Below are 26,293 nucleotides of genomic sequence, written 5' to 3' on the forward strand. Positions count from 1 at the left end.
CGCTACTCACCTGGGCGGGTGATCCGCACGCGGGCCTGATCGGAGCGACCATTGCGATCAACCACCACCAGTGTTGAAAATCCGCGCTCCATCCCCGGCAGACCAATGCTGCGGCGGCGGGCGCCGGTCACCACCGGCTTTTGATTGGCCAGCACCAGAAACGGCGCCTCGCCGCCTTTGATCCGCAGGGTGACCTGTCCATCCTCTGCCAGCATCAGCGCCGCACCGTCCGGTGGAAACGCCAGCTGCACCGCGTCAGCGGGCTGGCCACCCGCCCGACCGCCGTCAAAGCGCTGCAAGGGCAGCGGCAGCTCCGAAGTGGCCACCCGCAACGCCGAGCGAGGCGCCGGAGCGAGCGGTGCGAAACCGGTCCCGAGCCGCCCGAAGGCCTCAAACAACAGTGGGGCCGCCAGCTCCGCGCCAAAGGCGCCCGGCACCGGCGTGCCATCGGCCCGGCCAAGCCAGACGCCAACCACATGGCGACCATCCCAGCCAATCGCCCAGGTATCGCGGTGCCCGTAGGACGTCCCTGTCTTATAGGCCAGCACGCCAGCAGGCGCACCTGCTGGCGGCGGCACATCGCGCAGAACATCGGTGAGATGCCAGGCTGAGACCTCGCTCAACAGGCGTGGCATCCGTTCAAACGGCGCCTCCATACGCACCCGCAACCGGGGCCCCTGCCCGCCCGCCGCCAGCCCGGCATAGACCTGCATCAGATCATGCAGCGACAGGCCCACCCCGCCCAGCGCAACCGCCAGTCCCGGCTTGCCGCCGGGCAGCTGCGGTCGCGCGCCTCCGCGCCGCAGGGCTGACATCAACCGCGCCGGACCCAGCGCCTGCATCACCCGTATTACCGGCGTATTCAGCGATAATTGCAGCGCACGCCGCATCCGCAGGTCGCCGCGATAACCTCCGTCAAAATTCTGTGGCGCATACCCGTCGATATCAATAGGCCCGTCGTGGATCATGGTTTCCGGGTGCGCCAGCCCCTGATCAAAGGCAAGACCATAGACCAGCGGTTTCAGCGTGGACCCCGGCGAACGCGCCGCGCGGGTCATATCCACAAACCCCTGTCGCAGATCATCCTGATATCCGGCTGAGCCGACCGAGGCGAGGATCTCGCCGCTCTGGTGATCGGCCACCAGCACCGCCGCCGACAGCCGGGCGTCCTGCCGCGCGACGGTCTGCGCCACCAGCCGCGCCAGCCGGTGCTGTAATCCGGCCTCCACCGTCAGATCAATCCGCGCAAGCTCCGGCGTCTCGGCTATCACGCGATCCGCCAGATGCGCGGCCATCTGCGGGAAGCGGCGCATTTGCCGGGGGATCCGCGCCCGCTGCGCAGCCTCGGCCGCCTCCACCGGCAAGACGCCTGCGGCTGCCATCCGCGCCAATACCCGGTTGCGGGCCATCTCTGCAGGTTTCGGAGCGCGATCCGGGCGGCGCGCCTCCGGTGCCTGCGGCAAGGCGACCAGCAGCGCCGCCTCCGCCGGAGACAACCGCGACGGCTCCTTGCCGAACCAGGCATAGCTCGCCGCCCGCACGCCTTCCAGATTGCCACCAAAGGGCGCGTGAACCAGATACAACTCAAGGATCTGCGCCTTGGTCAGGCGCCGTTCCAGCGCCAGCGCCAGCCGAATCTGGCGCAGTTTTCCTGCCCAGCGCCCGGTGCTGCCATCCTCCAGCAGCCGCGCCACCTGCATCGTCAGTGTCGAGCCACCCGAGACCACACGCCGCTGCCACACCGCCTGCGCCGCCGCCCGCAGCAGAGCAAGCGCATCAACGCCGCCATGGTCGTAGAACCGCTTGTCCTCATAGCGCAGCAGCATCGCGCGATAGCCGGCGTCGACCTGATCCGGCCGCACCGCCATCCGCCAGATCCCATCGGCAACCGGATAGGCCCGCAGCAACTGGCCGTTTCGGTCGCGCACCTCGGTGGCTGTCTCCGCCAGTGTTGCGGGCATCGGCGTTCGGGCGATCCAGGTCTCGACCCCCAATCCCAGCGCAGCAATGGTCACGCATAGGGCAGCCGCCCCTCCCAGCAGCCGCCAGGAGGAGCGCGCCCGTAGCCGCATCTTTGGCGCGCGGATCACCGGACCTGCACGCGCCCGGTGCCGGTGCGGGCCCGGCTGGCGGGCCGGTACATATCCTCAACCGACGCCGCCGGGTGGTGGAACAGACCGGGCGTCACCGCCCGCGCCACATAGGCCAGCGTCACCGGCGACCCGGCCTCGTCGTCGCCGCCCCTCCGCAGATCGACAGCCGCCAGAAACCGGTCCGCACGGAATTCTGCATGTCGCGCGTCGCTCAGCGTCAGCCAGTCTAGCCCGCTCAGATCACCGGATCGCAGCAGGCTGGGATTATCAATCTCCAGCCCCGCAGGCAGCGGATCATTGATCATCAACCGCGCGCCACCCGGCTCAAACGGGACCACCCGCAGCACGGTGACAAAGCGGTCGCCAACCGTGAACTGATCCGGAGCCAGAGCCTCGCCCTCCAGTGTGTAATAGCTCCGCTCGATGCTGTAGCCAGTTCCCCCTGCCGGCGCCGCCACCAGCGGAACGCCAAGGGTGGTGAGGGTGATATCGACCTCCTTGCCCGTGGCCGCCGTCAGCGCCATCGGATCGCGATCCTGATCTCCATCCAAGACCTCAACAAATGGCCCGTCCGTCGCCTGTCCATTGACCAACAGACCGGAGCCACCACCGCCCTCGATCAGCGCATGAGCCGCCATCAGCGTCCAGGCGCTTTCCTGCGTGGACAGCAGCCGGCCATCGGCTTTCAGGCCCGCGCTCAGACGACGGCTGTCCACCGCCTGCGAACCGGCCTCGCTGGCCAGGGCCAGAACACCGGCCTGATCGCGGCGCTGGCTGCCATAGTCGGCGCGCCACAGGGTCGGATCGGGATCATCCCCCTGCAACATAGAGGCCGCCCGGGCAAACATCTGATCGGCCCGGCGCTGATCGCCATAGGCCGCCAGCGCCGCCCCGATCTGGGCAACGGCCAGGGGTGTGGCGAAATCCGCAGCCTTAACGTCGGCGTAATAGCGCAGATCGCCCATCGCCGCCTCCCCCTCGCGCGCCAGCACCAGCAGCGCATAGGCGATGTCCTCACCTCCATTCTCGAAATCGGGGGCATAATTCACCCGGTTGCGCAGGTTGTCCAAGGCCTGCCGGAACCGGGTGTCAGCGACCTGATAGCCCTGCACACGCGCGCGGCTCAGAAAATCGCTGGCATAAGCGTCCAGCCAGAAATCACCGCTTTCGGCGCGCCACAGACCAAAACCGCCATTGCTGGCCTGCCGCGACAGCACCTGCTGAATGGCGCTGTCAATCCGGGCGGCGACCTGCGGCCCGTCACCCAACCCGGCAGCCTGTGCCACCGACGACAGATACAGCAAGGGCAGCGCCCGGGATGTGATCTGCTCGGTACAGCCATAGGGGTAGAGGTCGAGGCCCGTCAGCAGACCCGGCACGTCGAACCGCGCCAGCGGCCCCGCGGACATCACTGCCCGCGCGCCGCCCGGTCGCAGCCCGGTAAAGACGTCAGATGAGAACAGAAAACTATCCCCCGCCGCCAGCCTGAACCGTCTGGTCGTGGCAATCATCGGATCATTGGCCCGCACCGGCAGGCGCAGCGTCTGGATCAGCGTTTCGCCCTCTGGTGTCGTCACGGCGAGCTCAATCTCCGGATCTCCGACAGCCAGCGCTTCGACCGGCAGCATCAGGGTGGTATCTGCGCCATCGGCCAGCTCCAGGACTTGCGGCAATGTCCCGATCTCAAGCCCGCCGCCAAGGACCCGCGCCGCAAGGCTCAGTTGGCCTGCGGGCCCATCTGCATGAGTGAGCTCCACAAGAACCCGGCTGCTGTCTCCGGGCGCCAGAAAACGCGGGGCATTGGCGCTCACCACGATCGGATCGCGCACCACCATGTCCCGCTCCGCCTGTCCAACCGCATCTTGCGACCAGGCGACAGCCATCACCCGAACCGTGCCGTTAAACGCTGGCAGCGCGATCGGCACCTCGGCCGTTCCATCGGCCTTGACCTTCACCGGACCGGAAAACACCGCCATCAGATCCTGCGTCGGAGGCGGCGACTGCAGTCGCATCCCCGCCCCAGCATCGCCGCCGGAGCGCACCCGGCCCAAGGTACCGTTGCCACTCTCGATCAGGCGACCGTAAAGATCCCGCAGCTCCATCCCGAGCCGCCGCTGGCCATAGTAATGCGCCAGGGGGTCCGGGCTCTGAAACCCGGTGAGGTTCAAAATCCCAAGATCAACCGCCGCCAGCGTCAGCCAGACCTCTTCACCGGGAGCGGCCCCCGCGACCTCGACGCGGGCCAGCTGTGTCCGGCGGGGGCGGGCCACCTCCGGCAGGTCCAAGGTTACCTTCAGCGCCTGGCCCGGGCGATTGACGCGAGCATGGGCAAGCCCCAATGCGCGGGTCGGGGTCTGATCCGCTTTGCCAGCAAGCGGCTGCACCACCATCGCCGAGACATATGCCCCGCTGCCCCAGTCGGCACCAACTGCCAGTGGAATCACCGTCTCCCCGGCGGGAACCTCGACCATCTGACGGCTGATCAACCGGTTCGACATCACCGAAACCAGAGCCGTGCCAGCCGCGCGGGTGACCAGCCGTAACCGCGCTGTATCGCCGGGCTGATAACTGTCGCGATCAAGAAAGACATCCAGCTGGTCGGGCGTATCAGCCCCCTCGTCAGGCACATACCACCCTGCATAGAAATCGGTCGAAGCCGCCACATAGGGCGTGCCCCGATGTTCGATCACCAGCTCATACCGGCCCCAGTCCACCGGCTGCTCCAGCACCAGAGGCGTCGCCGCGCTCAGGGTTGCCTCACCCGTCGCGATCCGGCTGCGCCGGGTGGTCGGCTCCCAGTTCCAGTTGCCGTAGAGCTGATACCACTGGTAGCGGGTTTCCACCCGGTTCAAACTCCATGTGACCGGCATATCCCGCGTGCTACCGTCCGGGGCCAGCGCAATCACCGAGAACCGCGCCGCATCGCCCTCTGCGACGACCTCTTCAAAAAGCGGCTTGATACCAATCACCGGCCCGTCAGGCTGCATGGGCACAGTCATCTGCCGTTCGACGGGTCGCGCGCCTCCATCGGCCAGCCGGGTGGTCACCTCCGCAATCAGAGGCTGACCCGGCGCGTCAATCTCCGGCAGTGTCACGGTAACCACGCCCAGACCCGAGGCATCGGTGCTCATCCCGCCGAAATAGCGGCTCTGCGGCGCGACGACCTCGTCATGGCGACCAAAGCGATAGCCCGTCCAACCGCTCACCTGTTCCGCCGGGCGCAGGGTCACCTCGCCCTCGATAGTCAGGTCGCGGCCCGGGGCACCAAACAGATACCGCGCTTCGATCCGCAAGGGGGCGCTTGTGCCCGGACGCAGACCTTGGTCGGTTCCTGCCGCCAGCTCTTGCGTGAAATCAATGCGTTCAGGCAGAAAATCCTCGACCAGAATTTGCCTGCTGGCCAGCGCCGGGGCTTCGGGGTCCGACAGGATCGACAACCGCCAGGTTCCGCGCGGTGCCGTATCGCCAATCGGCAGGCGGAACACATGGCCGCCCAGCGCCCCCTGATCGGAAACCACCCGGGCGTATTCGACCCCGTCCGGGCGGTTCAGAACCGCGATCAAGGGCACGCCCGGAAGCGCCTCGGCCCTCGGATCACGGGCAAGGGCGGTCGCATGAATCACCTCACCCGCACGATAAGCCCCCCGATCAGTGGTCAGGAACACGTCAATCGGACCCGGCGCCAGACGCCCCTCCACCCCTCGGTCCGACAGATCAAAGGCGGCGTCCCGCAATGAGAGAAAGGCAAAATCGACCTCCGCCGCGTCCTCCTCGCCGCTCAGCGCCATGATGACAGCCGGAGCCGATGCCCCCTCTCCACGGGTCAACCCCGCGTCGAAACGGGCATAGCCGTCAGCGTCGCTGACTGCCGTCCCCAGCACCGCGTTGGCATTGGACACCAGCTGCAAACGAACGCCCGCGCGCGGCGCGGCATCTGCCAGTCCCTGTACCTGCACATGCAGCCCATCACTGCCCAGCATGGTGCTCAAACCCAGATCCGTCAGCACGAACCATTGGGTTGCCGCAGGCGCCTCATAGGGATCGGCCCCCGGAACCTGCGCGCTCAGCGCATAAAGACCTACCGGCTGATCCGCCAGCGCCTCATCAAGCGGCAGCCGTGTGGTCACCGATTGGTTCAGATCCTGCTGGACCTCCGCGGTGCCGGTCCAGATTTCCTCGGCAATATCGCTGGCGAAATGTTCATCCTGCCACTGCGACAGCGGCCGGGCAAAATAATCCTCCTGTAGGGTTCGCAGCAGGTTGCGATCGCTCACACGGCGCAGGCGCAGATCAAGCGTGGTCACGTTTACCGTCTCAACCGGCACCGCCACCTGATCTCCCTTGGGCAGCACATAGGACCGCCCGGAGAAACGCACGTTGGGGGCGCGATCCCGCACGTAGTGGGTCAGCGTTACATCCTTGGCCAATGTCTCGCCGGTTGCCGCCGGCAGCCCGCGCCGCAGCATCACCCGGTAGCGGGTGCCATGCTCCACACCGTCAATACACAGCTCGCGCGCGGTCGACTCGGCAACCAGACGCGGATCGGCCAGTTTCACAAAGTCGCTGTAGTCGATCCCGCTGCGTACCAAATCTTCAGAAAATTCGACACAAATGCGGGGCGATGCGCTGTCGCTCTCAACCCGGCTCCCGGTGACACGAAATCCATATTTGGCAATTGCCTCATCCAGACGCAGTGACAGTTTCGCGCTGGTGTCACGATCTGCCGCCAGCCGCAGAACCGCCAGCGCGGCACGTCCCCGCCCCAGCTGTTCCAACGCCTCTGCGGCGGTGATCAATCCGGCCGCCTGCGCCGCCGGCTGCGAACTGCGCAGATAGGCATTGAGCGCCGCGGCAAAGGCCTCTTCATGGGCGCGGCGTTGAGCGGATCCGTTGAGTTCCTGACGCAGCAGCCTGCGGGCATAGTCCAGCCACAGATCGCCGCGATCACTCAGCACCACAGCCTCGGCAACCCACCGCAGCGCCGCTGCCGACGGCGCCCCCTGCGCCGCAGCAATCAGATCCTCAACGCTGGATCCACCCGTTGGAAAGCGCAGGCCAAGGTTTTCTGCCTGTTTGGACACCGCAGCCAGATCCGCAACCTCCAGCCCCTGCAAGGCCGCGGCGCGCTGTTTGGCCGCCTGCTTCTCTGCCGCACCGGCGAGAAGCTTATGCGCTGAAAACGCCCCGTCATAGGGCGACGGCTGATCCATCGCCGATTTTGGGAAACAGGCGTTTGATCGGCTGTTGAAGGCAAACCCGACACAATCGGTCTGTGCCGAACAAGCCCGCGCGCAACTGCGCATATCGGTGTCAAAAAGCGGCCCAAGATCGGCCCCGAAATGATCGGTGTCGCGCTGAATGACATAGCGCGTTTCCGGAAAAATTGAGTCAGCGAAAACAACTAATGGTTGAACAAGCCAACCGCACAAAAGTACAACAAATGAAACAGGCACACGCACAATAGAACCCTCCAGACCTGCCAAGAGGCTGGCACGGGGTTAACGCCATAGCAAGATATCGCAACGTAACAGATGAACTAATCTCAATTTAATCTCTGCCCGCCAAAGTAGGGCAGACAGGTCGTGTTGGTTTTATGTGGAGTTCGCAGGGATGAACCTTGCTGACAGATTGACGGAAGAACGACGCGCGCGTCTCGCGGCGGAGCGCCTGCTTGAATTGAAGCAGGCGGAACTTTCGGCAGCCAACCGCAAACTCGGGCGCCATGCGCTGGCACTGACCCGCCAGATCGGCGTCACCCAGGCCGAAGTCGCGACGGTGCGCGACGAAAACGCCAAGGTGAAATCGGACCTGTCCACCGCCAACGAAAAGGTTGAGCGCGCCGAGCGACGGCTTTGGCATTCGATCCAGGCCTTTCAGGACGGCTTTGCCTTCTTTGATGCCGACAGCAAACTGATCGGCGCCAATGGCGCCTATCTCGACCTGTTCGACGGGCTGGAGGAAGTGGCGCCGGGCGTCTCCTACGTACGGATCCTGCAGATTCTCACCGATGAGGGGCTGGTGAACACCGGAGAACAGGATCCCGATCACTGGCGCGCCCAGATGTCGGAGCGCTGGCTGTCGCCCTCCCCCGAACCTGTGGTCGTACGGATGTGGGACGACCGCTACCTGCGGCTGCTGGATCAGCGCGGCCATGGCGGCGATATGGTCAGCCTGGCGCTCGATATCACCTCCACCGTCCAATACGAGGAGGAGCTTGAGGCCGCCCGCGAGCGGGCCGAGGCCGCCAACCGTGCCAAATCCGCCTTCCTGGCCAATATGTCCCATGAGATTCGCACCCCGATGAACGGTGTTGTCGGCATGGCCGAGCTGCTCAGCGACACCAATCTGAACGAGGAACAACAGCTCTACGCCAACACGATCAAAAACTCCGGCGAGGCGCTTTTGGTCATCATCAATGACGTGCTCGACTATTCCAAGATCGAGGCGCAGAAACTGCAGCTGCACCCTGAACCCTTTGATCTGGAGCGCAGTGTGCATGAGGTGCTGATGCTGCTTCAGCCCACCGCACGGGACAAGGGGCTGACACTGCTGCTGGACTACGATCTGTTCCTTCCAACCAGCTTCGTCGGGGATCCCGGACGCATTCGCCAGGTGCTCACCAATCTTGTCGGCAACGCGGTGAAATTCACCTCAGAAGGTCATGTTGCCCTGCAAATCACCGGCATCTCCAATGCTGACGACAAGATCTGTTCGATCCATGTCACCATCGAAGACACCGGCATCGGCATCCCCGCAGAGAAGGTGCAGGACATCTTTGGCGAATTCAATCAGGTCGAGGATGAGCGCAATCGCCAGTTTGAGGGCACCGGCCTTGGCCTTGCGATCTCAAAGCGGCTGATTGAACTGATGGGCGGCGAGATCTGGGTCGAAAGCGAGGAGGGCAAGGGGTCCTGCTTCGGTTTCCGCATGGAGCTGCCACTGGCAGAGGGCGCTTCAACCAGCATCCCGACGCTGCCCAAGGGGCTGTGTCAGGTCGTGGTTATCGAGTCCCAATCGGTCATGCGCGACGTGCTCAGCAAACAGCTGGCGACGCTGGGGCTGGATGTGACGGTCTTTGACAATGGCACCACCGCAATTGCACAGATGCCTGAGGACGTCGATCTGGTCATCTGCGATGAACAACTGCCCGATCAGGATGGTGTCGAACTGGCCCGCAAACTGCGCTCCGGCTCCTTTGCCAGTGTGCCGATCCTCATGCTCAGCAGCGACCCCACAGCAGCCAGCAACGCGGTTGTACAATCCGTGACAGACAGCGTGCTGCTGAAACCGATCCAGCGGGACGAGCTGTTCCAGCGGCTTGTCGACCTGCCCAAGCGTGGATCAGCGGCGCGTGCCGCAGATATCGTTGAGCCGGTTGCAGCCACACCTCAGGTGCTCGACACGGTGGCCACACCGCTGCCGTCAGCGCAGCCAACGGCCCCGGCGCCCTCCCCGACCGTGGCGCCGACCCTGGCTCCGGCCCCGATCGCCGCGGCGGTCGATGCCACCCCGACGCCCCGGCTGATGCGGATTCTGGCAGCAGAAGACAACCGGACCAATCAGCTTGTGTTCCGCAAAATGGTGAAAGATCTGAACATAGATCTGCAATTTGCCAGCAACGGGATTGAGGCGGTGGAGGCCTATCAGTCCTTCCAGCCTGACCTGATTTTCATGGATATCTCGATGCCGGTGATGGACGGCAAGGAGGCAACGCAGAAAATCCGCGCGCTGGAACACGGCACCGGCATCTACACGCCGGTTGTCGCCCTCACGGCCCATGCCATGGCCGGCGATTCAGACGGGATACTCGCCGCAGGTCTGGATCACTACCTGACCAAACCCCTGCGCAAGGCGCTGATCCACGAACGTATTCACGCCTATCTGCCTGCCGAGGCGGCGCCGCTGGCGGATGACGACCTCACCCAGACCGGCGCCGCCTGATCTGCACCGGCCTCGCTCAGCCCGTGCGCAGGAACACCGGCTGATCCGGCTCCGACATCTCCGGCATGTAGCGATAGCCGCCGCTGTCAAAATCCAGCAACGCCGCAGGATCGCTTAGCCGGTTCTGAATGATGTAGCGCGCCATCGCGCCCCGCGCCCGCTTGGCGTAAAAGCTCACCACCTTGGGCGTGCCGTTCTTGTCTTCCATGAAAACAGGCGTCACGACCCGCAGCGCCAGCGCTTCGCGATCAACCGCGCCGAAATACTCCTGGCTGGCGCAGTTCACCAGCACATCGCTGCCCATGGCCTCACCTTGGGCATTCAGCGCATCAGAGATGTCCCGCCCCCAGTAGTCATAGAGATTCTTGCCCTTTGCCGTCTTCAGCCGCGATCCCATCTCCAGCCGGTAGGCCTGCATCGCATCCAGCGGCCGCAGCAGCCCGTAGAGGCCCGACAGAATGCGGAAATGGTCCTGCGCCCAGGCCATTTCCTCCGCGTCCAGAGATCCCGCCTCCAGCCCCTGATAGGTGTCACCCGCAAAGGCCAGCGCGGCCGGGCGCGTGGCATCGTTGCCCGGATCGGCGGTAAAGCTCTGAAATCTGTCGTAGTTCAGCTTGCCCAGATCCTCGCTGATATGCATCAGCTTCATCAGCTCGGCGACCGACAGATCGCGCGCCACGGATGCCAAATCCACCGCCGCGTCGTGCATGGCGGGCCATGTCATCTCAACGTCGCGTTCGCTCCAGTCCAGCTTTTTGGCCGGAGAAGTCACTACCAGCATATTCTGCCCCCATCTGTTCTGGACAAGACCTAGCCCGCGCCGCGCAAGACGTCCAGAAACGCCGCTGCAAAACGTTCCGCGCGGCGCTCGCCTAACAGCCTTGTGATGGCGATTTCAGTCTGCGGACGGACCTGCGCCAGCTTCGCCAGCTGCGCCGCAGAACAGCTCAGCGGTTTCTCGGTTCCGTCGCTGCCCCGCGCCAGCTCCGCCTGCACAGCCATCAACGCATCATAAACCGATCCGGCATCGCGCCCGGCCAGCTTGCGCCGCATCGGGTGCAGCGCCGCGCTCTCGCCGGTGATCACCGACAGGAAATCGCTGCCATACCGCTCCAGTTTCTTCGCCCCGACACCGCCGATCCGCGCCATTTTATCCAGCGTATCGGGCCGGGTTTCGGCCATCTCGATCAGCGTGCGATCCGCAAAAATAACATAAGCCGGCACTTTCTGCGCCTCGGCCAGCGCGCGCCGCTTGGCTTTCAGTGCCGACAACAGCGGCGCGTCCTCATCCGACACCAGCGCCTTTACCGCAGGGCTGCGCTTGGCAGAGCTGATGGTGTCGCGGCGCAGCGCAATGTCCTGTTCACCGCGCAGAACCGGCAGCGCCGCCTCGGTCATCCGCAGCGCGCCATGGCGTTCGGGATCGGGGCGCACCAGATCATGCCCCATCATCTGCCGGAACACCGCCTGCCACTGTCGCTTGCCATATTCCTTGCCACAGCCAAAGACCGACAGATCGTCATGCCGCTTGTCACGCACCCGGTCGGTCGCATTGCCCACCAGAATGTCGATCAGATGTCCCGATCCATAGGTCTCGTTCGTTCGCAGGATCGCCGACAGCGCCTTGCGCACCGCCGTGGTGCCGTCGAACACATCCACCGGCTGGTCGCAGAGATCACAGTTGCCGCAGGGCTCAGCCGCCTCGCCGAAATAGGCCAGCAGGGTCTGGCGGCGGCATTTCAGCGCTTCGGCCAGTCCGAGCAGCGCATTCAGCCGGGCATGGTCTGCACTGCGGCGGTCCGGCGGCGCCAGACCCTCGTCGATCTGACTGCGACGCAATCGAATATCTTCCGGCCCGAACAGCGTCAGCGTCTCGGCAGGCGCGCCGTCGCGGCCACCGCGTCCGATTTCCTGATAATAGGCCTCGATGGATTTGGGCAGATCCGCATGGGCGACCCAGCGAATATCGGGCTTGTCGATACCCATGCCGAAGGCCACCGTGGCCACAACGATCAGACCGTCCTCGCGGGCAAAGCGCGTCTCCACCCCGCGCCGGTCCTCGGCGTCCATGCCACCGTGATAATAACAGGCGGCGTGGCCCGCCTCGCGCAGCCCCGTCGCCAGCGCTTCGGTCTTGGCACGTGTCCCACAATAGACGATGCCGGATTGACCTTTTCGGGCGGCCGCAAACTCGAGTATCTGACGGCGCGGGCTGTCTTTGGTGGCAAAGGCAAGATGGATATTGGGCCGGTCAAAGCCGCGCAGGAAACTGCGCGGTGCGACACCATCAAACAGCTTCTCGACAATCTCTTCGCGGGTTTCCTGATCTGCGGTCGCGGTAAAGGCCGCCAGCGGCACGTCCAGCGCCCGCCGCAATTCACCAATCCGCAGGTAATCGGGGCGGAAATCATGGCCCCACTGGCTGACGCAATGCGCCTCATCCACCGCGATGAGGCTGACACCGATCCGCCGCAGCATCCCCATCGCCGCCCCGGAGGCCAGCCGTTCCGGTGCCATATAAAGAAGCTTCAGCCGCCCCTCCTCGATGGACTGCCAGACCGCATCGGTTTCCTCGTCGGTATTGCCCGAGGTGAGCGCCCCGGCGGTCACGCCAACCTCCTGCAACGCCCGCACCTGATCGCGCATCAATGCAATCAGCGGCGAGATCACCACCGTGACCCCCTCACGCAGCAGAGCAGGCAGTTGGAAGCACAGGGATTTACCGCCGCCGGTCGGCATGATCGCCAGCACATTTTCACCGGCGGTCACGGCGTCGACAATCTCCTCCTGCCCCGGGCGAAACCCGTCAAAGCCAAAGATTTCCCGCAACAGCGGCGTCGCGCCAGTAGCACAGGCAGCGGTGACGGATGTGCCAGTGGAGGTCGCCCCGGTCGGAGCGGTCATTTCCGGCTGCAATGCGGACATGGGGGCTGGGGGCCTCGTTTTGTGATCTGCTCGTCTTGGCAGCTACAATCCCACAACGGGATTCGACCCACAAGGGTGCGCACCCCCGACCGTCAGACAAGTGGCACCGAAAAGACCGCCGCAGGCCGATGCCTGGGCGGTCCATCCGCATCAATCGCCGCGCCGCGATCAGAGCGATCGCCGCGCCTCGGCCCATTGGCTCAATAGAACATGGCGATATTGTTGGTCAGAATAATCCGCAGCGCATAAACGGCGATCAGCACTACCAGCGGCGCCAGATCAAGGCCCTGCATATTGGGCAAAATGCGGCGCACTGGCGCATAAAGCGGCTCTAACAAGCGGTTCAGACCATACCAGACCTGCGCCACAAATTGCTGATTGAGGTTCAGAACCTGAAAATTGATCAGCCAGCTCATGATCACATGGGCGATGATGAAGAACCAGACGATGTCCAGGATCAGCATCAGAATTTGAAACAGCGACAGCATCTCTTTGATTTCCCTTTTTGGAGCCTGTCCACAGGTAAGCGCGCCCGCGCAAAATCGCAAGACTGCCGCGAGGTTGCGGTTGACGCGCTGTAAACAGATGGCAACACGGGCACATCACACAGGAGAGCGCGCCCATGTTTCCCATCGTCCGCCTGATCAAGGATCTGCTGGTTGCCCGCCGGATGCCGCCGCTGGATCTGACCGACACCCATGTTTCCCGCCACATCTGCTGGCCCTGGGATCTGGATATCTGGATGGAGCTCAACAACGGCCGTGCGATGACGCTCTATGATCTGGGCCGTACCATGCTGGCTCAGCGTGTCGGCCTGATCGGCGCCCTGCGCAGCCGTCGCTGGGGCATGACGGTTGCGGGCACCACGGTGCGGTTTCGCCGCCGCATCCGCGGCTTTGAACGGTTCGAGATGCGCAGCCGGGCAGTGGCCTGGGACGATCGCTTCATCTATCTGGAACAATCCATGTGGAAATCCAACGGCGACTGCGCCAGCCACGTGATGCTGCGCACCGCCATCACCGATGCCAAGGGGATCGTCGCACCGCAGGAGGTGCTCAAAACCATCGGTCGCACCGACAGCCTCGCCCCCGAGATGCCCGCCTGGATCAAGGCCTGGTGCGAGGCGGACGCAGGCCGCCCCTGGCCACCGATGATGGCGGATCCTGCCCCTGCGGCGCCCGAAACCCTCCAAAACGGCTAGGGTCGGCCCGCCGCAGCATCCGACCGCACAGCATATGGCTGTACGAAGGACCAGCGCGATCTACCACAGGTCAACGCAGGACACGCTTGCCTAACCCCATACCGGCCTGTCATACCAAAAGGTAACGACAAAAGACCACGACAGGCATCGGGCGAGGGACGACGAGGCATGACGCAGATATCCATGCGCAAGCGCATCTGGGGCTGGTGGGCCTTTGACTGGGCCAGTCAGCCCTATCACACGCTGCTGGTCACCTTTGTCTTTGCGCCCTTCTTCGCAGCCGTTGCCGCCGAGTATTACCTGACCCAGGGCCTCGCGGATGAGGCGGCAAAGGCGCAGGCGCAGACGGTCTGGTCGATGTGCCTCACCATCACCGGCCTGATGATCGGCCTTGGCGGGCCGTTTCTGGGCGCGCTTGCGGATATCTCCGGGCGCAAAATGCCCTGGATCATGATGTTTTCGCTGATGTATGTGACCGGCGCCTGGGGCCTGTGGTTCATGGATCCGGACGGATCAAACCTCTGGTGGATGCTCATCAGCTTTGGCTTCGGCTTTATCGGCGCGGAATTTGCGCTGATCTTTGTCAATGCGCAGCTGCCCTCTCTCGGCAACAAGGAAGACGTCGGCACCATCTCAGGCACCGGCTTTGCCATCGGATACCTTGGCGGGGTGATCGCGCTTTTCCTGATGCTCACATTGTTCGTCGAACAGGGGAATGGCAAAACCCTGATCGGGATTGATCCCATTCTGGGGCTGGATGCGGAGACCCACGAAGGCACCCGCGCCGCAGGTCCGCTGACAGCGATCTGGTTTGCGCTCTTTATCATCCCCTATTTCCGCTGGGTGCGCGACGATGCCATCACCGGCGCGCGCGGGCGGTTTGGCGATGCCATCCGTTCCGTTGGTCGCGCCGTCCGCAGCCTGCGCCATCGCGCCAGCCTGACCGGTTATCTGATCTCCTCGATGCTCTACCGGGATGCGCTGAACGGGCTTTATGCCTTTGGCGGAATTTACGCGCGGCTGGTGCTGGGCTGGGAAATCACCCTGATCGGCGTCTTCGGCATCATCGCCGTGATTTCCTCGGCGCTGTTCAGCTGGCTCGGCGGGCTGGCGGATCGCCGCTTTGGCCCGAAACCGGTCATCACCACCGCAATTCTGATCCTGACAACCGTCTGTTTCCTGGTCGTCAACATGTCCCGCGACCAGTTCTTTGGCCTCTCTCTCGCCGAAGGCTCCGGCCTGCCTGACGCCGTCTTCTTTGCCTGCGGTGTGCTGATCGGTGGCTTTGGTGGCATCCTTCAGGCCGCCAGCCGCAGCCTCATGGTCCGCCACACCACGCCCGAGAACGCGACCGAGGCCTTCGGTCTTTATGGCCTTTCGGGTCGCGCCACAGCCTTTCTGGCACCGGCCCTGATCGGAATAGCCACCACGCTCACCGGCAGTGCCCGCCTCGGCATTGCACCGGTTATTCTATTGTTCATTATCGGGCTCATCGTTCTGCGCTGGGTCAATGCAGAAGGAGACCAGAGTTGAAGTTCAGTCGATACATCACCCTCACCGCCCTCCTGTTGACAGCCTGCGCCCCCGCCGGGGACAGCCGATCACCCTCCGCCAATCCGGTGGTCAGCCGCTCTGCAAACTCGGACGTACCCGCAAAGCAGCTGTTCGGTGCCAAACGCGCAGGCTCCGCGCAGAAACCCGCACCGCATGGCTCCTACGCCAAGGGCTGCGTGGCCGGGGCAGAACAGCTGCCCCAGACCGGCCCGACCTGGCAGGCGATGCGCCTGTCGCGCAACCGCAACTGGGGCCATCCCGAAACCATCGACTTTATCAAGGATCTGAGCCGCGTTGCCGCCCGCCAGAGCGGCTGGAACGGGCTCTATGTCGGCGATATCAGCCAGCCGCGCGGCGGCCCGATGCTGTCCGGGCACCGCAGTCATCAGGTGGGTCTGGACGCCGATATCTGGATGCTGCCGGCCAAGCGCCTCGACCTCTCCGTCGCCGAACGCGAGAAGATCTCCTCGATCTCCCTGCGCCGGGCCAATGGTGCCTACACCAATTCCAGCTGGTCACCCCAGCACCACGCCATCCTGCGCGCCGCCGCCAAGGATGACCGCGTGGCGCGGATCTTTGTTTTCCCCGGCGCCAAGGTCCAGATGTGCAACGACGAGAAGGGCAACCGCGACTGGCTGCGCAAGGTCCGGCCCTGGTATGGCCATCACTACCACTTCCACGTCCGGCTGAAATGCCCGGCCGGCGCGCGCGGCTGTGTCGATCAGGATCCGCCCCCGCGCGGCGACGGCTGCGATGACGCGCGCCAGTGGGTGAAGGACATCCTGAATCCGCCGCCGCCAAAACCGCGCGACCCCAATGCGCCGCCGCCCAAACCCCGGCGTGAACACACTCTTTCGGACCTGCCTCAGCAATGCGCCGCCGTTCTGCAATCAAACTGAGCCTCGGGCTGGCAGCGGCGCTGACCATCTCTCTGACGGCGCTGCTGGCCTATCGGCCCGTCGCCTCGGCCGCACAGCCGGGCGGGGCGCAGTTCATCGCGGCCTATCGCTGGACCCACCCGGCCAAATGGTTCGGCGGGTTCTCCGCCCTGTCGCTGTCGCCGGACGGGGCGCAGATGACCGTGGTCAGCGATCGGGCCACCATCGTCACCGCCCGCATTCAGCGTGGAACCGCGGCACTGCACCCCATCGAGGCCATCACCCCGACCGAGGCCCATAAGCTGCGCGCATCAGACGGCGCGATCCTGCGCGGGCGGATCGTCGACGCAGAAGGCCTCGCCATCGCGCGTGACGGCACCCTCTTCATCTCCTTTGAAGGCATCTCGCGCGTGGCCCGGCACCGCCGGGGCGACAGTCGCGCCGAGGTGCTGCCCCGCCCAAAGGCCTTTCGCCGCCTGCCCCTGAACAAGGCGCTGGAGGCCCTCGCCATCGACGGCAAGGGCCATCTCTATACGCTGCCGGAACGCGCCCTGACCGAGGCGGGAGATATCCCTGTCTGGCGGTGGAATGGCAGCCGCTGGGACCGTCCCTTTGATCTGCCGAGCCGGGGAAAATTCCTCCCTGTGGGCGCCGATTTCGGCCCTGACGGCCGCTTCTACCTCCTGGAACGCGACTTTGGCTTCATCGGCTTTCGCAGCCGCCTGCGGCGCTGGGACATCACCGCCGATGGCATCAGCGGCGAGGTCACATTGCTGCAAACCGGTCTCGGTCTGCACGACAATCTGGAGGGCGTCTCGATCTGGCGCGACAGCAGCGGCGCGCTGCGCGCCACCATGGTCTCCGACGACAACTTCAAATCGCTGCAACGCACCGAACTGGTGGAATACCGGCTGCCCGATTAGGCCACCACCGGTGCGACAGCAGGCAATACCTGACAAATCTCTTGCCCAAACAGGGGCTTTTCCGCTATTGGGCCTGATCTTTCGCATCGGCGAAACAAGTCTCCGCGACCTTGTCTAAAAAACGGACTGCAAAATGACACGCTCTTACCTTCCTGGCATTCTTGCCATGGCCGCTGTTGTTGTGGCCTCCAACATCCTGGTGCAATTCCTGTTCGGCCAATGGCTGACCTGGGGCGCCTTCACCTATCCCATCGCCTTCCTCGTGACCGATGTGACCAACCGCGTCTATGGCACAGGACCCGCTCGCAAGGTGGTGCTGGCCGGTTTTGTCGTTGGCGTCATCTGCTCGCTGATCGGCACCCAGATCATGGGCGAATTCGGCCCCCTCGTGACCCTGCGCATCGCCATCGCCTCCGGCCTTGCCTTCCTCACAGCACAGCTGCTGGACGTCTCGATCTTTGCCGCCCTGCGCAATGGCGCCTGGTGGCGGGCACCGCTGGCCTCGACCTTGATCGGCGCCACTGTCGACACCGCGCTGTTCTTCAGCATCGCCTTTTCCGGCGCTCTGGTCTGGCTGGAACCCGGCAATGATGTCAGCTGGGCCGGTGAAATGCTGCCGATCCTCGGCACTGGCCCCATCGCCCCGCTCTGGGTCTCGCTTGCTGTTGCCGACTGGGGCGTGAAAGTGGCACTGGCGCTGCTGGCGCTCGTCCCCTTCCGCCTGATCGTGGCGCGTCTTACACGGTCGCAGGCCAGCGTTAACTGACAGCCGTCTTTTTATTTGGAGATCTTCCAGTTCCGTGCCACCATCCAAGACAGCGGAAACAGAGAGAAAAGGAGGTGATCCAGTGTCAAGAAAGGTATTGGAGCAAGGCGTAGCAACAACCGGAGCGGCGGCCCTCTGAGGCAGCCCTCTCTGGCAGTCGCCATCCGGCTGGGTTTCAGACCCTAACCTGCCTTTGCTCTTACAGACTTTCGGAAAGGGCCGCCTCCGTCGGGGCGGCCCTTTTTGCGTCACGCGATGCCCTCCCGTGACCTCCCAGCCACGGCTTTCGCTTGGACCTTGGCGATATGGCAGATTATGGTTCGCCCATGTTGCACATTACCGACACCATCGCCCTGCAGGACTGGGAACTGACCGAGAGCTTTATGCGCGCCTCAGGTCCCGGCGGGCAGAACGTGAACAAGGTCTCCTCCGCCGTCGAACTGCGGTTCGAGGCCGCACGCTCCCCGGCGCTCAGCCCGGCGGTGAAATCGCGCCTGAAACGGCTGGCCGGCCGCCGCTGGACCAAGGATGGCGCGATCATCCTGCAATGCGACGAAACCCGCTCGCAGCAGCGCAACCGTGATCTGGTGCGCGAACGCCTGGCCGAACTGATCCGCCAGGCCCTGATTGTCCCCAAACGCCGCATTGCCACCAAACCCACCCGCGGCTCGGTACGCCGCCGTCTGGAGGCCAAACGCCAGCGCGGCGACATCAAGGCGACGCGCGGTAAGATCGACCCGGACTGAGACAGGCGATTGCGCTGATCCCCGGTCTCCGCCAAGCTGCCGCCGAGTCAATTCGGGGAGAGAGCATATGCGGCTGGCAGGGAAATGCGCCATTGTAACCGGCGGGGCCTCAGGCTTTGGCGCCGGCATCGTCACCAAATTCCTGCAGGAGGGCGCGCGGGTGATGATTGCCGATATCAACGCCGACGCCGCCGCACAGGCCGCAGAACAGGCCCGCAACAGCCATGGCGCAGATCGGGCATTTGCCCAGACCGTCGATGTCTCCGACCGCGCCTCGGTCGATCAGATGGCGGCCACGGCGCTGGATCAATTCGGACAGGTCGATATTCTGGTCAACAACGCTGGTGTCAGCCACCTGCCGACGCCGCTTGAAAACGTCAGCGAAGAGGATTTCGACCGCGTCTTTGCCGTCAATATGAAATCCGTCTACCTGACCGCCCGCGCATTGGTGCCGCATATGAAGGCGCGCCACTCCGGCGCCATCCTGAATGTCGCCTCCACCGCCGGCATCTCACCCCGTCCCAATCTCAACTGGTACAACGCCTCCAAGGGCTGGATGATCACCGCAACCCGCACCATGGCGGTTGAGCTTGCCGCCGCCGGGGTGCGGGTCAATGCGATCAACCCGGTCGCGGGCGAAACCCCGCTGCTGAAAACCTTCATGGGAGAGGATACGCCGGAAATCCGCGCCAAATTCCTCTCCACCATTCCAATCGGCCGCTTTTCCACCCCGGAGGATATGGGCAATGCCGCCTGCTACCTCTGCTCGGATGAGGCCAGCATGGTGACCGGCGTCGCGCTGGAGGTCGACGGCGGGCGCTGTATCTGACCGCCCAAGCCCGACCAAATATCCGACCCGCCTGTCATCTTTCCAGAAATACTCCCGCCGGAGGCCGCGCGCGCCAGCGCGCCCTTGCCATAATCTGCCCCAGATGCCCGCCCCAACAGGAGACACCCGATGAAACCCGGCCCGCGCAACCTGATCACCGATGTTCCCGGCCTCAAGGTTGGCAATGCCCAAGACCGGCGGCTGAAATCCGGCACCACCGTGCTGACCGCCGATCGGCCCTTTACGGCCGGGGTGCATGTGATGGGCGGCGCGCCGGGCACCCGCGAAACCGATCTGCTGGCACCGGACAAATCCGTCGCTCAGATTGATGCGCTGGTGCTCTCCGGCGGCTCCGCCTTCGGGCTGGATGCCTGCTCCGGCGTGGTCGCAGGGCTGCGCGCCGCCGGGCGGGGCTTTGCCGTGGGGCCTGCGCGCGTGCCGATCGTGCCGGGTGCGATCCTCTTTGACCTCCTGAACGGCGGCGATAAGGACTGGTCGGAAAACCCCTATGCCGCCCTCGGTCGCGCCGCCTATGAAGCGGCTGATCACGGCTTTGCCCTTGGCACAGTCGGGGCGGGCACCGGAGCTCTTGCAGCACGACTCAAGGGTGGGCTCGGATCGGCCTCCTTTGTCCTGCCGGACGGCACCACCGTCGGCGCGCTGGTGGCGGCCAATCCGCTCGGTTCGGTCACCACACCGGGAGACCGCCATTTCTGGGCCGCTCCTTATGAAATTGACGGCGAGTTCGGCGGTGCAGGCGTCGATCCCGCCACCGGCTTCACCACCCCCGCCCCGAGCCTCAAGATCGCCGCCATGCAGGCGCTGGCGCAGGGCACCGAACTGCCGACCGAGGGCAGCAATACCACCATTGCCATTGTCGCGACCGACGCGGCGCTGAGCAAATCGCAATGCCAGCGGCTCGCCATTGCCGCCCATGACGGCATCGGACGCGCCATCGTACCGGCACATTCCCCCGGCGACGGCGATCTGGTTTTTGCGGTCAGCACCGCAGATCCGGCAAAGACCATCAGCGACGGTGATCTGGGCGCTGATCTGGGCGCCATCGGACATGCTGCCGCCCTCTGCCTCAGTCGCGCCATCGCCCGCGCTGCCGCGCTCGCGCATGCCGAACCCGGCGATCTGCTGCCCTCTTGGCAGGATATGTGACGCCACGGCCTCCCCTTGACCTCGGCGCGATCTGACACAGGTGAACGGTCGCAGCGCCTGACCGAGAGCCAACGCGGCAATACGCCCGTTTGACTTTCCTGCAGATCCGGCGCGTATTGATCGAGCCAACTCAATTTTGGAGCAAGCGACATGAAACTTCTGACTGCTGTAGCGGCCCTTGGCCTGATTGCAGCCCCTGCCTTTGCCGAAGGCGACGCCGACAAGGGCGAAACGGGCTTCAACAAGTGCAAATCCTGCCACATGGTTGTCTCGGACAGCGGTGACGTGATCATCAAGGGCGGCAAAACCGGCCCGAACCTCTGGGGCGTTGTCGGCCGCACCGCCGGCACCGCGGACGGCTATAAATACGGCGACGACATGGTGGCCGCAGGCGAACAGGGGCTGGTATGGGACGAAGAGAGCTTCGCCGCCTATACCGCCGATCCCAAGGCGTTCCTGCGCGATTATCTGGATGATTCCAAAGCGAAATCCAAAATGTCCTTCCGCCTGAAGAAAGGCGCCGAAGACATCTATGCCTTCCTCGCGATGCACGGCCCCGCTGATGCCGCCGAAGGCGACGCAGACGCCACCACAGATGAGACCGCGACCAACTGATCCCGGTCCCCTGACACGACAGCAAAAGCCGCGCGCCCCTGGCCGCGGCTTTTCGCACAATTGCCTTTCGTTTTCTGCTGGGATATTGACCGTTCCGCGTCGGCACCCGCAACCACGCACCCGCAACTCTGGCCAGCCTTGGTTGCGGGATTGACCTCCACCCGATGACAACCATATCTGCCCGATGGCCGCACAGCCCAGCCCCTTGCACAATCCTTGCGAGCTCCTGCAATGACCCACCTGATCCCCGCCTGGGTGAATGGCACCCTGACGCCTGTTGAAAAGCTGGCTGCCCATGAACAGGGGCTGAAGCACAAGGCCGTTTCGGTCTTTGTGGTCAAGGGCGGCGAAATCCTGATGCAGCGCCGCGCTCTGGGCAAATACCATACCCCCGGTCTGTGGGCGAACACCTGCTGCACCCATCCGCAATGGGATGAATCCTCCTCCGCCTGCGCGGTCCGCCGGATGCAGGAGGAGCTGGGCATCACCGGTCTCTACCCCGAGTTTCGCCATCACCTCGAATACCGCGCCGATGTCGGCAACGGGCTGATCGAACATGAGGTGGTTGATGTCTTTCTCGCCCATGCCCACCGCGCGCCGCAGCTCACCCCCAACCCGGATGAGGTGATGGAGACCCGCTGGGTCGATTACCACGACCTTCTGGCCGAGGTGAAGCGCCACCCGGATCGCTTCACCCCCTGGCTCAAGATCTACCTCAACAGCTATTCCGACGTGATCTTCGGCCCCGACCTCAGCCTCGGCAGCAGCGAGGACAGCTGACGCATCCGGGGCTATCAGGCTCTAGCAAAGGCATCTGCCCCCCTTGCCCCGATGCGGGTGCCGTGATTCTAATATCGGCATTTCGACAGCGCACAAGAGGACAGGCCAGATGACAGTGATGATTGCGGGGGCCGGGATCGCGGGGCTCACACTTGGCCTCACCCTGCACGAGCTGGGTGTACCCTTCCACATCTACGAGGCCACCGAAACGCTGAAACCGATGGGCGTCGGCATCAATCTGCAACCCAATGCGGTGCGCGAACTCTTCGATCTGGGGCTGGAGGCCGAGCTCTCCGCCATCGGCGTCCGCACACGGCAGCTGGGATTTTATTCCAAACTGGGCAACACCATCTGGGAGGAGCCGCGCGGCCAGGCGGCGGGCTACAGCTGGCCGCAGTTTTCCGTCCATCGCGGCGCCTTGCAGATGATGCTCTATCACGCGCTCCTCGCCCGCGCGGGCGACAGCGTCCTCACCACCGGCGCGCGGGCGGCGGGATATGAGCTCACAGATCACGGCGTCACCCTGCATCTGGACGGCGGGCGCGGCGCGCAGGGCAATCTCCTGATCGGCGCCGACGGCATCCATTCCGCCATCCGCGCGCAGATGTATCCGGGTGAGGGCGCACCGATCTGGAACGGTCGCATCCTGTGGCGCGCCACCACACAGGCCCCGGCCTTCCACGGCGGCGCGGCCATGGCAATGATCGGCCATAACCACCTGCGGCTGGTGGCCTATCCGATCAGCGCGCCCGACGCCGACGGCAAGGCGGTAATCAACTGGATCGCAGAGAAACAATTCGATCCCGGTGTGCCCCGGAACAAGGAAAGCTGGAACCGCGCTGCCGACATAGATGACATTCTGCCGGATTTTGCCGATTGGCGCTTTGACTGGATCGACGTGCCCGCGCTGATCACCGGAGCCGAAACCGTCTATGAATATCCAATGGTGGACCGCGACCCGCTACCATGCTGGCAGGATGGTCCGGTCAGCCTGATGGGCGACGCCGCACATCCGACCTATCCGGTCGGGTCTAACGGCGCCAGCCAGGCCATTGTCGACGCCCGCGTGATTGGCGCCCAGATGCTGACCCATGGCGCAACACCTGAGGCCCTCACCCGCTACGAAAACGCCCTGCGTCCCGTCACCACCGCCGTTGGCATGGCCAACCGCGCAGGGGGAGGCCCCGACGGCGTGTTGCAACAGGTCGAGGATCTCTGCGGCGGGGAGTTCACCGACATCAACGACGTGATCCCGCAGGATCAGCTCGCCGCCCATGCCGCGAAATACAAATCCATCGCCGGGTTTTCGATCGAAGAGCTGAACGCCCGCCCCCGCACCATACCCGCAGGCACCCGCATCAACTGAGGCGACCGGGCGCCGCGCATCGCGCGGCGCCACCCCCAACTGCGCAGACACAGTCCACGACTGTGACGGAACAGGCGGGAGCGCCCGCCTGCGGCAATGTCAGACGCCGATCACTGCCTCAACCGCGCGTTTCCAGCGCCCATAGGCGGCGCTGCGCCGGTCTTCATCCATCGCCGGGGTGAATTGCTGATCCAGCGCCCAGGTCTCGGCAAACCCGGCCTGATCGGGATAGACACCGGCCCGCATCCCCGCCAGCCAGGCAGCCCCAAGCGCGGTGGTTTCCTGCATCACCGGCCGATCCACAGCCGCCCCCAACAGATCCGCCAGGCTCTGCATGGTCCAGTTGCTGGCACTCATGCCGCCATCCACCCGCAGGGTGACCAGACTCTCGCCTTGCCAATCCGCCCGCATCGCCTCCCAGAGGTCACGGGTCTGATAGGCCACGCTCTGCAACGCCGCGCGGGCGAATTCCGCAGGCCCCGAGCTGCGGGTCAGACCAAACATCCCGCCCCGGCAATCGGGTTTCCAGTAAGGCGCACCAAGCCCGGTAAAGGCCGGCACCAGAATGACGTCCTGACCGGGATCGGCATTGCGCGCCAGCGCACCGCTCTCCTGGGCCGAGCCGATAATGCCCAGACCGTCGCGCAGCCATTGCACCGCCGCACCGGCGATGAAAATGGACCCCTCCAGCGCATAGGTCGGCGCGCCGTCCAGCTGATAGGCAATGGTGGTCAGCATCCGGTTCTGCGACACAACTGGCGTATCACCGGTGTTCAGCAGCGCAAAACAGCCCGTGCCATAGGTCGATTTCATCATCCCCGGCTGGAAACAGGCCTGCCCGATGGTGGCCGCCTGCTGATCGCCGGCAACCCCCAGAATGGCGATCTCGCCGCCCAGGAACTCTGCCTTGGTGGTGCCGAAATCTGCGGCACAATCCTTGACCTCCGGCAACATCCCGCGCGGCACCCCGAGAAAGCCGCAGATCTCGCTGCTCCAGCGCCCCTTGCGGATATCATACATCAGCGTCCGCGCCGCATTGGTCGCATCGGTCACATGGGAGGCGCCACCGGTCAGCCGCCAGATCAGAAAGCTGTCGACAGTGCCAAACAGCAGATCTCCCGCCTCGGCCCGGGCGCAGGCATCTGGAACGGTGTCCAGAATCCACTTCAGCTTGGTGCCCGAGAAATAGGGATCCAGCAGCAGCCCGGTTTTCTGGCGCACGCTGTCCTCGTGGCCCGCGGCGCGCAGCTCTTCGCAGATGGCGCTGGTGCGGCGGTCCTGCCAGACAATGGCATTGTGGACCGCCTTGCCGCTGTGGCGATCCCAGACCACCGTGGTTTCGCGCTGGTTGGTGATACCGATGCCGGCAATATCCGCCGCCTTGACGTCCTGCGCCTGCATCACCTGCCGACAGACATCCAGCGTCGTACTCCACAGATCCTCCGGGTCATGCTCGACCCAGCCGGCCTGCGGAAAATGCTGCGGGAATTCCTGCTGCGCGGATCCCACCGCCTGCATCTTATCATCGAACAGGATCGCTCTGGTCGAGGTCGTGCCCTGATCAATCGCCAGAATATACGTCATCTTGCCCCTCCCCTGGGTCGTTTGGAGCAGAGATTAGACGTAAAACTGCGACCGCTACCAGCCCCTACTAATCATTTAGTTGATCAACCGCGATATTGTCGATCAACCGGATGCCATCCAGCCAGGCAGCCGCCAGCAGCCGGGCCGGGCGGTCGGGGCGGACAAGTGGGGCCAGCGTTTCGGCACAGCGCAGGTCCAGATATTCGATCTCGCCAAAACCGGCCGCGGCCAGTCGCGCACGCGCGCCATCGATAAGCGCACCAAACTCGGCCCCACCGCGCAGCCGCCCGGCCAGGTCGCTAAGCACCGGATAAAGCTGCCCCGCCTTGCCCAGCGCCTCGGCTGACAGGCGCATATTGCGCGAGGACATCGCCAGCCCGGAGGCTTCGCGCACCGTGGCACAGCCCTGCACGGTGATCGGAATATCCAGATCCCGCGCCATACGGGTGACCACCATCAGCTGCTGATAATCCTTCTCGCCGAAAAATGCCTGATCGGCGCCGCTTTGCAGGAACAGCTTGGCCACCACCGTCGCCACCCCATCGAAATGGCCGGGGCGGAATTCGCCCTCCAGCACATCGGTCAGCCCCGCCACCGACACCGTGGTCGCATAGCCTTCGGGGTAGATCTGATCCGGGTCGGGCACATAGATGGCATCGACCCCGTAGGGCGCCAGTTTCTCCGCGTCGGTCAGTTCAGTGCGCGGATATTTGGCCAGATCCTCGGCATTGTTGAACTGTTTGGGGTTCACAAAAATGGTGACGATCACCCGGTCACAAGCTGCCTTGGCCGCCGCCACCAGTGACAGATGGCCGTCGTGCAGCGCCCCCATGGTGGGCACCAGGCCGATACGCGCGCCCTCGCGGCGCCAGTCGGAATGCAGCGCACGCAATTCGCTCAGGCGGCGCAGGATCGGAGCAGTCAT

General features: G+C 64.4%; 19 protein-coding genes. 12 read left to right on the forward strand and 7 right to left on the reverse strand.

What is annotated here, in order from left to right; translation table 11 throughout:
- Window positions 1-2 precede the first annotated feature (2 nt).
- Window positions 3-2,072, reverse strand: coding sequence for a penicillin-binding protein 1C (gene pbpC / locus VWY34_RS05060; RefSeq protein ID WP_416544568.1), 2,070 nt, complete (start codon window positions 2,070-2,072; stop codon window positions 3-5).
- A 14-nt stretch (window positions 2,073-2,086) separates the two neighbouring features.
- On the reverse strand, window positions 2,087-7,396 hold the full coding sequence (locus VWY34_RS05065) for an alpha-2-macroglobulin family protein (RefSeq protein WP_416544557.1): 5,310 nt from the start codon (window positions 7,394-7,396) through the stop codon (window positions 2,087-2,089).
- Window positions 7,397-7,703: 307 nt separating this feature from the next.
- On the opposite strand from VWY34_RS05065, the gene VWY34_RS05070 reads away from it, so the two are divergent.
- Entirely contained in the window at window positions 7,704-10,034 is a 2,331-nt protein-coding gene (locus VWY34_RS05070; RefSeq protein ID WP_416540840.1) for a response regulator, read from the forward strand.
- Between the two features lie 16 nt (window positions 10,035-10,050).
- Here VWY34_RS05070 and yaaA read toward each other — a convergent pair whose 3' ends face one another.
- The 3 genes from yaaA to VWY34_RS05085 form a co-directional block, all read right to left on the reverse strand.
- The gene (gene yaaA, locus VWY34_RS05075; protein WP_416544558.1) at window positions 10,051-10,815 is read right to left on the reverse strand and encodes a peroxide stress protein YaaA; all 765 of its coding nucleotides are present in this window, start codon (window positions 10,813-10,815) and stop codon (window positions 10,051-10,053) included.
- 29 nt (window positions 10,816-10,844) lie between these two features.
- Entirely contained in the window at window positions 10,845-12,959 is a 2,115-nt protein-coding gene (gene recQ, locus VWY34_RS05080; RefSeq protein WP_416544559.1) for a DNA helicase RecQ, read from the reverse strand.
- Window positions 12,960-13,159: 200 nt separating this feature from the next.
- Entirely contained in the window at window positions 13,160-13,447 is a 288-nt protein-coding gene (locus tag VWY34_RS05085) for a YggT family protein (RefSeq protein ID WP_014873231.1), read from the reverse strand.
- 134 nt (window positions 13,448-13,581) lie between these two features.
- Here VWY34_RS05085 and VWY34_RS05090 point away from each other — a divergent pair, with 134 nt between their 5' ends.
- From VWY34_RS05090 to VWY34_RS05140, 11 genes are all read left to right on the forward strand, one after another.
- The gene (locus VWY34_RS05090) at window positions 13,582-14,160 is read left to right on the forward strand and encodes an acyl-CoA thioesterase (RefSeq protein WP_340546401.1); all 579 of its coding nucleotides are present in this window, start codon (window positions 13,582-13,584) and stop codon (window positions 14,158-14,160) included.
- A 111-nt stretch (window positions 14,161-14,271) separates the two neighbouring features.
- On the forward strand, window positions 14,272-15,693 hold the full coding sequence (locus VWY34_RS05095) for an MFS transporter (protein ID WP_416544569.1): 1,422 nt from the start codon (window positions 14,272-14,274) through the stop codon (window positions 15,691-15,693).
- Window positions 15,690-16,613 carry a penicillin-insensitive murein endopeptidase gene (mepA, locus tag VWY34_RS05100; RefSeq protein WP_416544560.1) on the forward strand — a complete coding sequence of 308 codons (924 nt, stop codon included), beginning with the start codon at window positions 15,690-15,692 and terminating at the stop codon, window positions 16,611-16,613. Before VWY34_RS05095 ends, mepA begins: the two co-directional genes overlap by 4 nt.
- Window positions 16,586-17,515, forward strand: coding sequence for an esterase-like activity of phytase family protein (locus tag VWY34_RS05105; protein ID WP_416544561.1), 930 nt, complete (start codon window positions 16,586-16,588; stop codon window positions 17,513-17,515). Before mepA ends, VWY34_RS05105 begins: the two co-directional genes overlap by 28 nt.
- Before the next feature lie 133 nt (window positions 17,516-17,648).
- A complete protein-coding gene (locus VWY34_RS05110) occupies window positions 17,649-18,281 on the forward strand; it encodes a queuosine precursor transporter (RefSeq protein WP_416544562.1) in 633 nt (210 codons plus the stop codon).
- 326 nt (window positions 18,282-18,607) lie between these two features.
- A complete protein-coding gene (arfB, locus tag VWY34_RS05115; RefSeq protein WP_416534578.1) occupies window positions 18,608-19,027 on the forward strand; it encodes an alternative ribosome rescue aminoacyl-tRNA hydrolase ArfB in 420 nt (139 codons plus the stop codon).
- Between the two features lie 67 nt (window positions 19,028-19,094).
- Complete coding sequence (locus VWY34_RS05120) at window positions 19,095-19,856, forward strand: SDR family oxidoreductase (protein WP_416544563.1); 762 nt, start codon at window positions 19,095-19,097, stop codon at window positions 19,854-19,856.
- A 129-nt stretch (window positions 19,857-19,985) separates the two neighbouring features.
- The gene (locus VWY34_RS05125; protein ID WP_416544564.1) at window positions 19,986-21,023 is read left to right on the forward strand and encodes a P1 family peptidase; all 1,038 of its coding nucleotides are present in this window, start codon (window positions 19,986-19,988) and stop codon (window positions 21,021-21,023) included.
- Between the two features lie 150 nt (window positions 21,024-21,173).
- On the forward strand, window positions 21,174-21,638 hold the full coding sequence (locus VWY34_RS05130; protein ID WP_340546394.1) for a c-type cytochrome: 465 nt from the start codon (window positions 21,174-21,176) through the stop codon (window positions 21,636-21,638).
- A gap of 231 nt (window positions 21,639-21,869) precedes the next feature.
- Window positions 21,870-22,418 carry an isopentenyl-diphosphate Delta-isomerase gene (idi, locus tag VWY34_RS05135; RefSeq protein WP_416538259.1) on the forward strand — a complete coding sequence of 183 codons (549 nt, stop codon included), beginning with the start codon at window positions 21,870-21,872 and terminating at the stop codon, window positions 22,416-22,418.
- Between the two features lie 109 nt (window positions 22,419-22,527).
- Window positions 22,528-23,784: a flavin-dependent oxidoreductase gene (locus tag VWY34_RS05140; RefSeq protein ID WP_416558190.1), complete on the forward strand. Its 1,257-nt coding sequence runs from the start codon at window positions 22,528-22,530 to the stop codon at window positions 23,782-23,784.
- Between the two features lie 99 nt (window positions 23,785-23,883).
- On the opposite strand, the gene glpK is transcribed toward VWY34_RS05140, so the two are convergent.
- Together glpK and panC are read right to left on the reverse strand one after the other, a co-directional pair.
- On the reverse strand, window positions 23,884-25,368 hold the full coding sequence (glpK, locus tag VWY34_RS05145) for a glycerol kinase GlpK (RefSeq protein WP_416540831.1): 1,485 nt from the start codon (window positions 25,366-25,368) through the stop codon (window positions 23,884-23,886).
- Window positions 25,369-25,435: 67 nt separating this feature from the next.
- Complete coding sequence (gene panC / locus VWY34_RS05150; protein WP_416545855.1) at window positions 25,436-26,293, reverse strand: pantoate--beta-alanine ligase; 858 nt, start codon at window positions 26,291-26,293, stop codon at window positions 25,436-25,438.

The organism is Phaeobacter sp. JH20_02 (genome assembly GCF_048056915.1).
In the GTDB taxonomy this organism is placed as follows: Bacteria; Pseudomonadota; Alphaproteobacteria; order Rhodobacterales; family Rhodobacteraceae; genus Phaeobacter; species Phaeobacter bryozoorum.

What these genes read in the sequence shown, in the direction of transcription:
- panC (WP_416545855.1), bottom strand. Translation starts at nt 26,293, where the DNA reads ATGACTGCTCCGATCCTGCGCCGCCTGAGCGAATTGCGTGCGCTGCAT.
- yaaA (WP_416544558.1), bottom strand. Translation starts at nt 10,815, where the DNA reads ATGCTGGTAGTGACTTCTCCGGCCAAAAAGCTGGACTGGAGCGAACGC.
- VWY34_RS05070 (WP_416540840.1), top strand. Translation starts at nt 7,704, where the DNA reads ATGAACCTTGCTGACAGATTGACGGAAGAACGACGCGCGCGTCTCGCG.
- VWY34_RS05065 (WP_416544557.1), bottom strand. Translation starts at nt 7,396, where the DNA reads ATGCGCAGTTGCGCGCGGGCTTGTTCGGCACAGACCGATTGTGTCGGG.
- VWY34_RS05090 (WP_340546401.1), top strand. Translation starts at nt 13,582, where the DNA reads ATGTTTCCCATCGTCCGCCTGATCAAGGATCTGCTGGTTGCCCGCCGG.
- VWY34_RS05130 (WP_340546394.1), top strand. Translation starts at nt 21,174, where the DNA reads ATGAAACTTCTGACTGCTGTAGCGGCCCTTGGCCTGATTGCAGCCCCT.
- glpK (WP_416540831.1), bottom strand. Translation starts at nt 25,368, where the DNA reads ATGACGTATATTCTGGCGATTGATCAGGGCACGACCTCGACCAGAGCG.
- VWY34_RS05120 (WP_416544563.1), top strand. Translation starts at nt 19,095, where the DNA reads ATGCGGCTGGCAGGGAAATGCGCCATTGTAACCGGCGGGGCCTCAGGC.
- VWY34_RS05085 (WP_014873231.1), bottom strand. Translation starts at nt 13,447, where the DNA reads ATGCTGTCGCTGTTTCAAATTCTGATGCTGATCCTGGACATCGTCTGG.
- VWY34_RS05125 (WP_416544564.1), top strand. Translation starts at nt 19,986, where the DNA reads ATGAAACCCGGCCCGCGCAACCTGATCACCGATGTTCCCGGCCTCAAG.
- VWY34_RS05105 (WP_416544561.1), top strand. Translation starts at nt 16,586, where the DNA reads ATGCGCCGCCGTTCTGCAATCAAACTGAGCCTCGGGCTGGCAGCGGCG.
- arfB (WP_416534578.1), top strand. Translation starts at nt 18,608, where the DNA reads ATGTTGCACATTACCGACACCATCGCCCTGCAGGACTGGGAACTGACC.
- VWY34_RS05140 (WP_416558190.1), top strand. Translation starts at nt 22,528, where the DNA reads ATGACAGTGATGATTGCGGGGGCCGGGATCGCGGGGCTCACACTTGGC.
- idi (WP_416538259.1), top strand. Translation starts at nt 21,870, where the DNA reads ATGACCCACCTGATCCCCGCCTGGGTGAATGGCACCCTGACGCCTGTT.
- recQ (WP_416544559.1), bottom strand. Translation starts at nt 12,959, where the DNA reads ATGTCCGCATTGCAGCCGGAAATGACCGCTCCGACCGGGGCGACCTCC.
- pbpC (WP_416544568.1), bottom strand. Translation starts at nt 2,072, where the DNA reads ATGCGGCTACGGGCGCGCTCCTCCTGGCGGCTGCTGGGAGGGGCGGCT.
- VWY34_RS05110 (WP_416544562.1), top strand. Translation starts at nt 17,649, where the DNA reads ATGACACGCTCTTACCTTCCTGGCATTCTTGCCATGGCCGCTGTTGTT.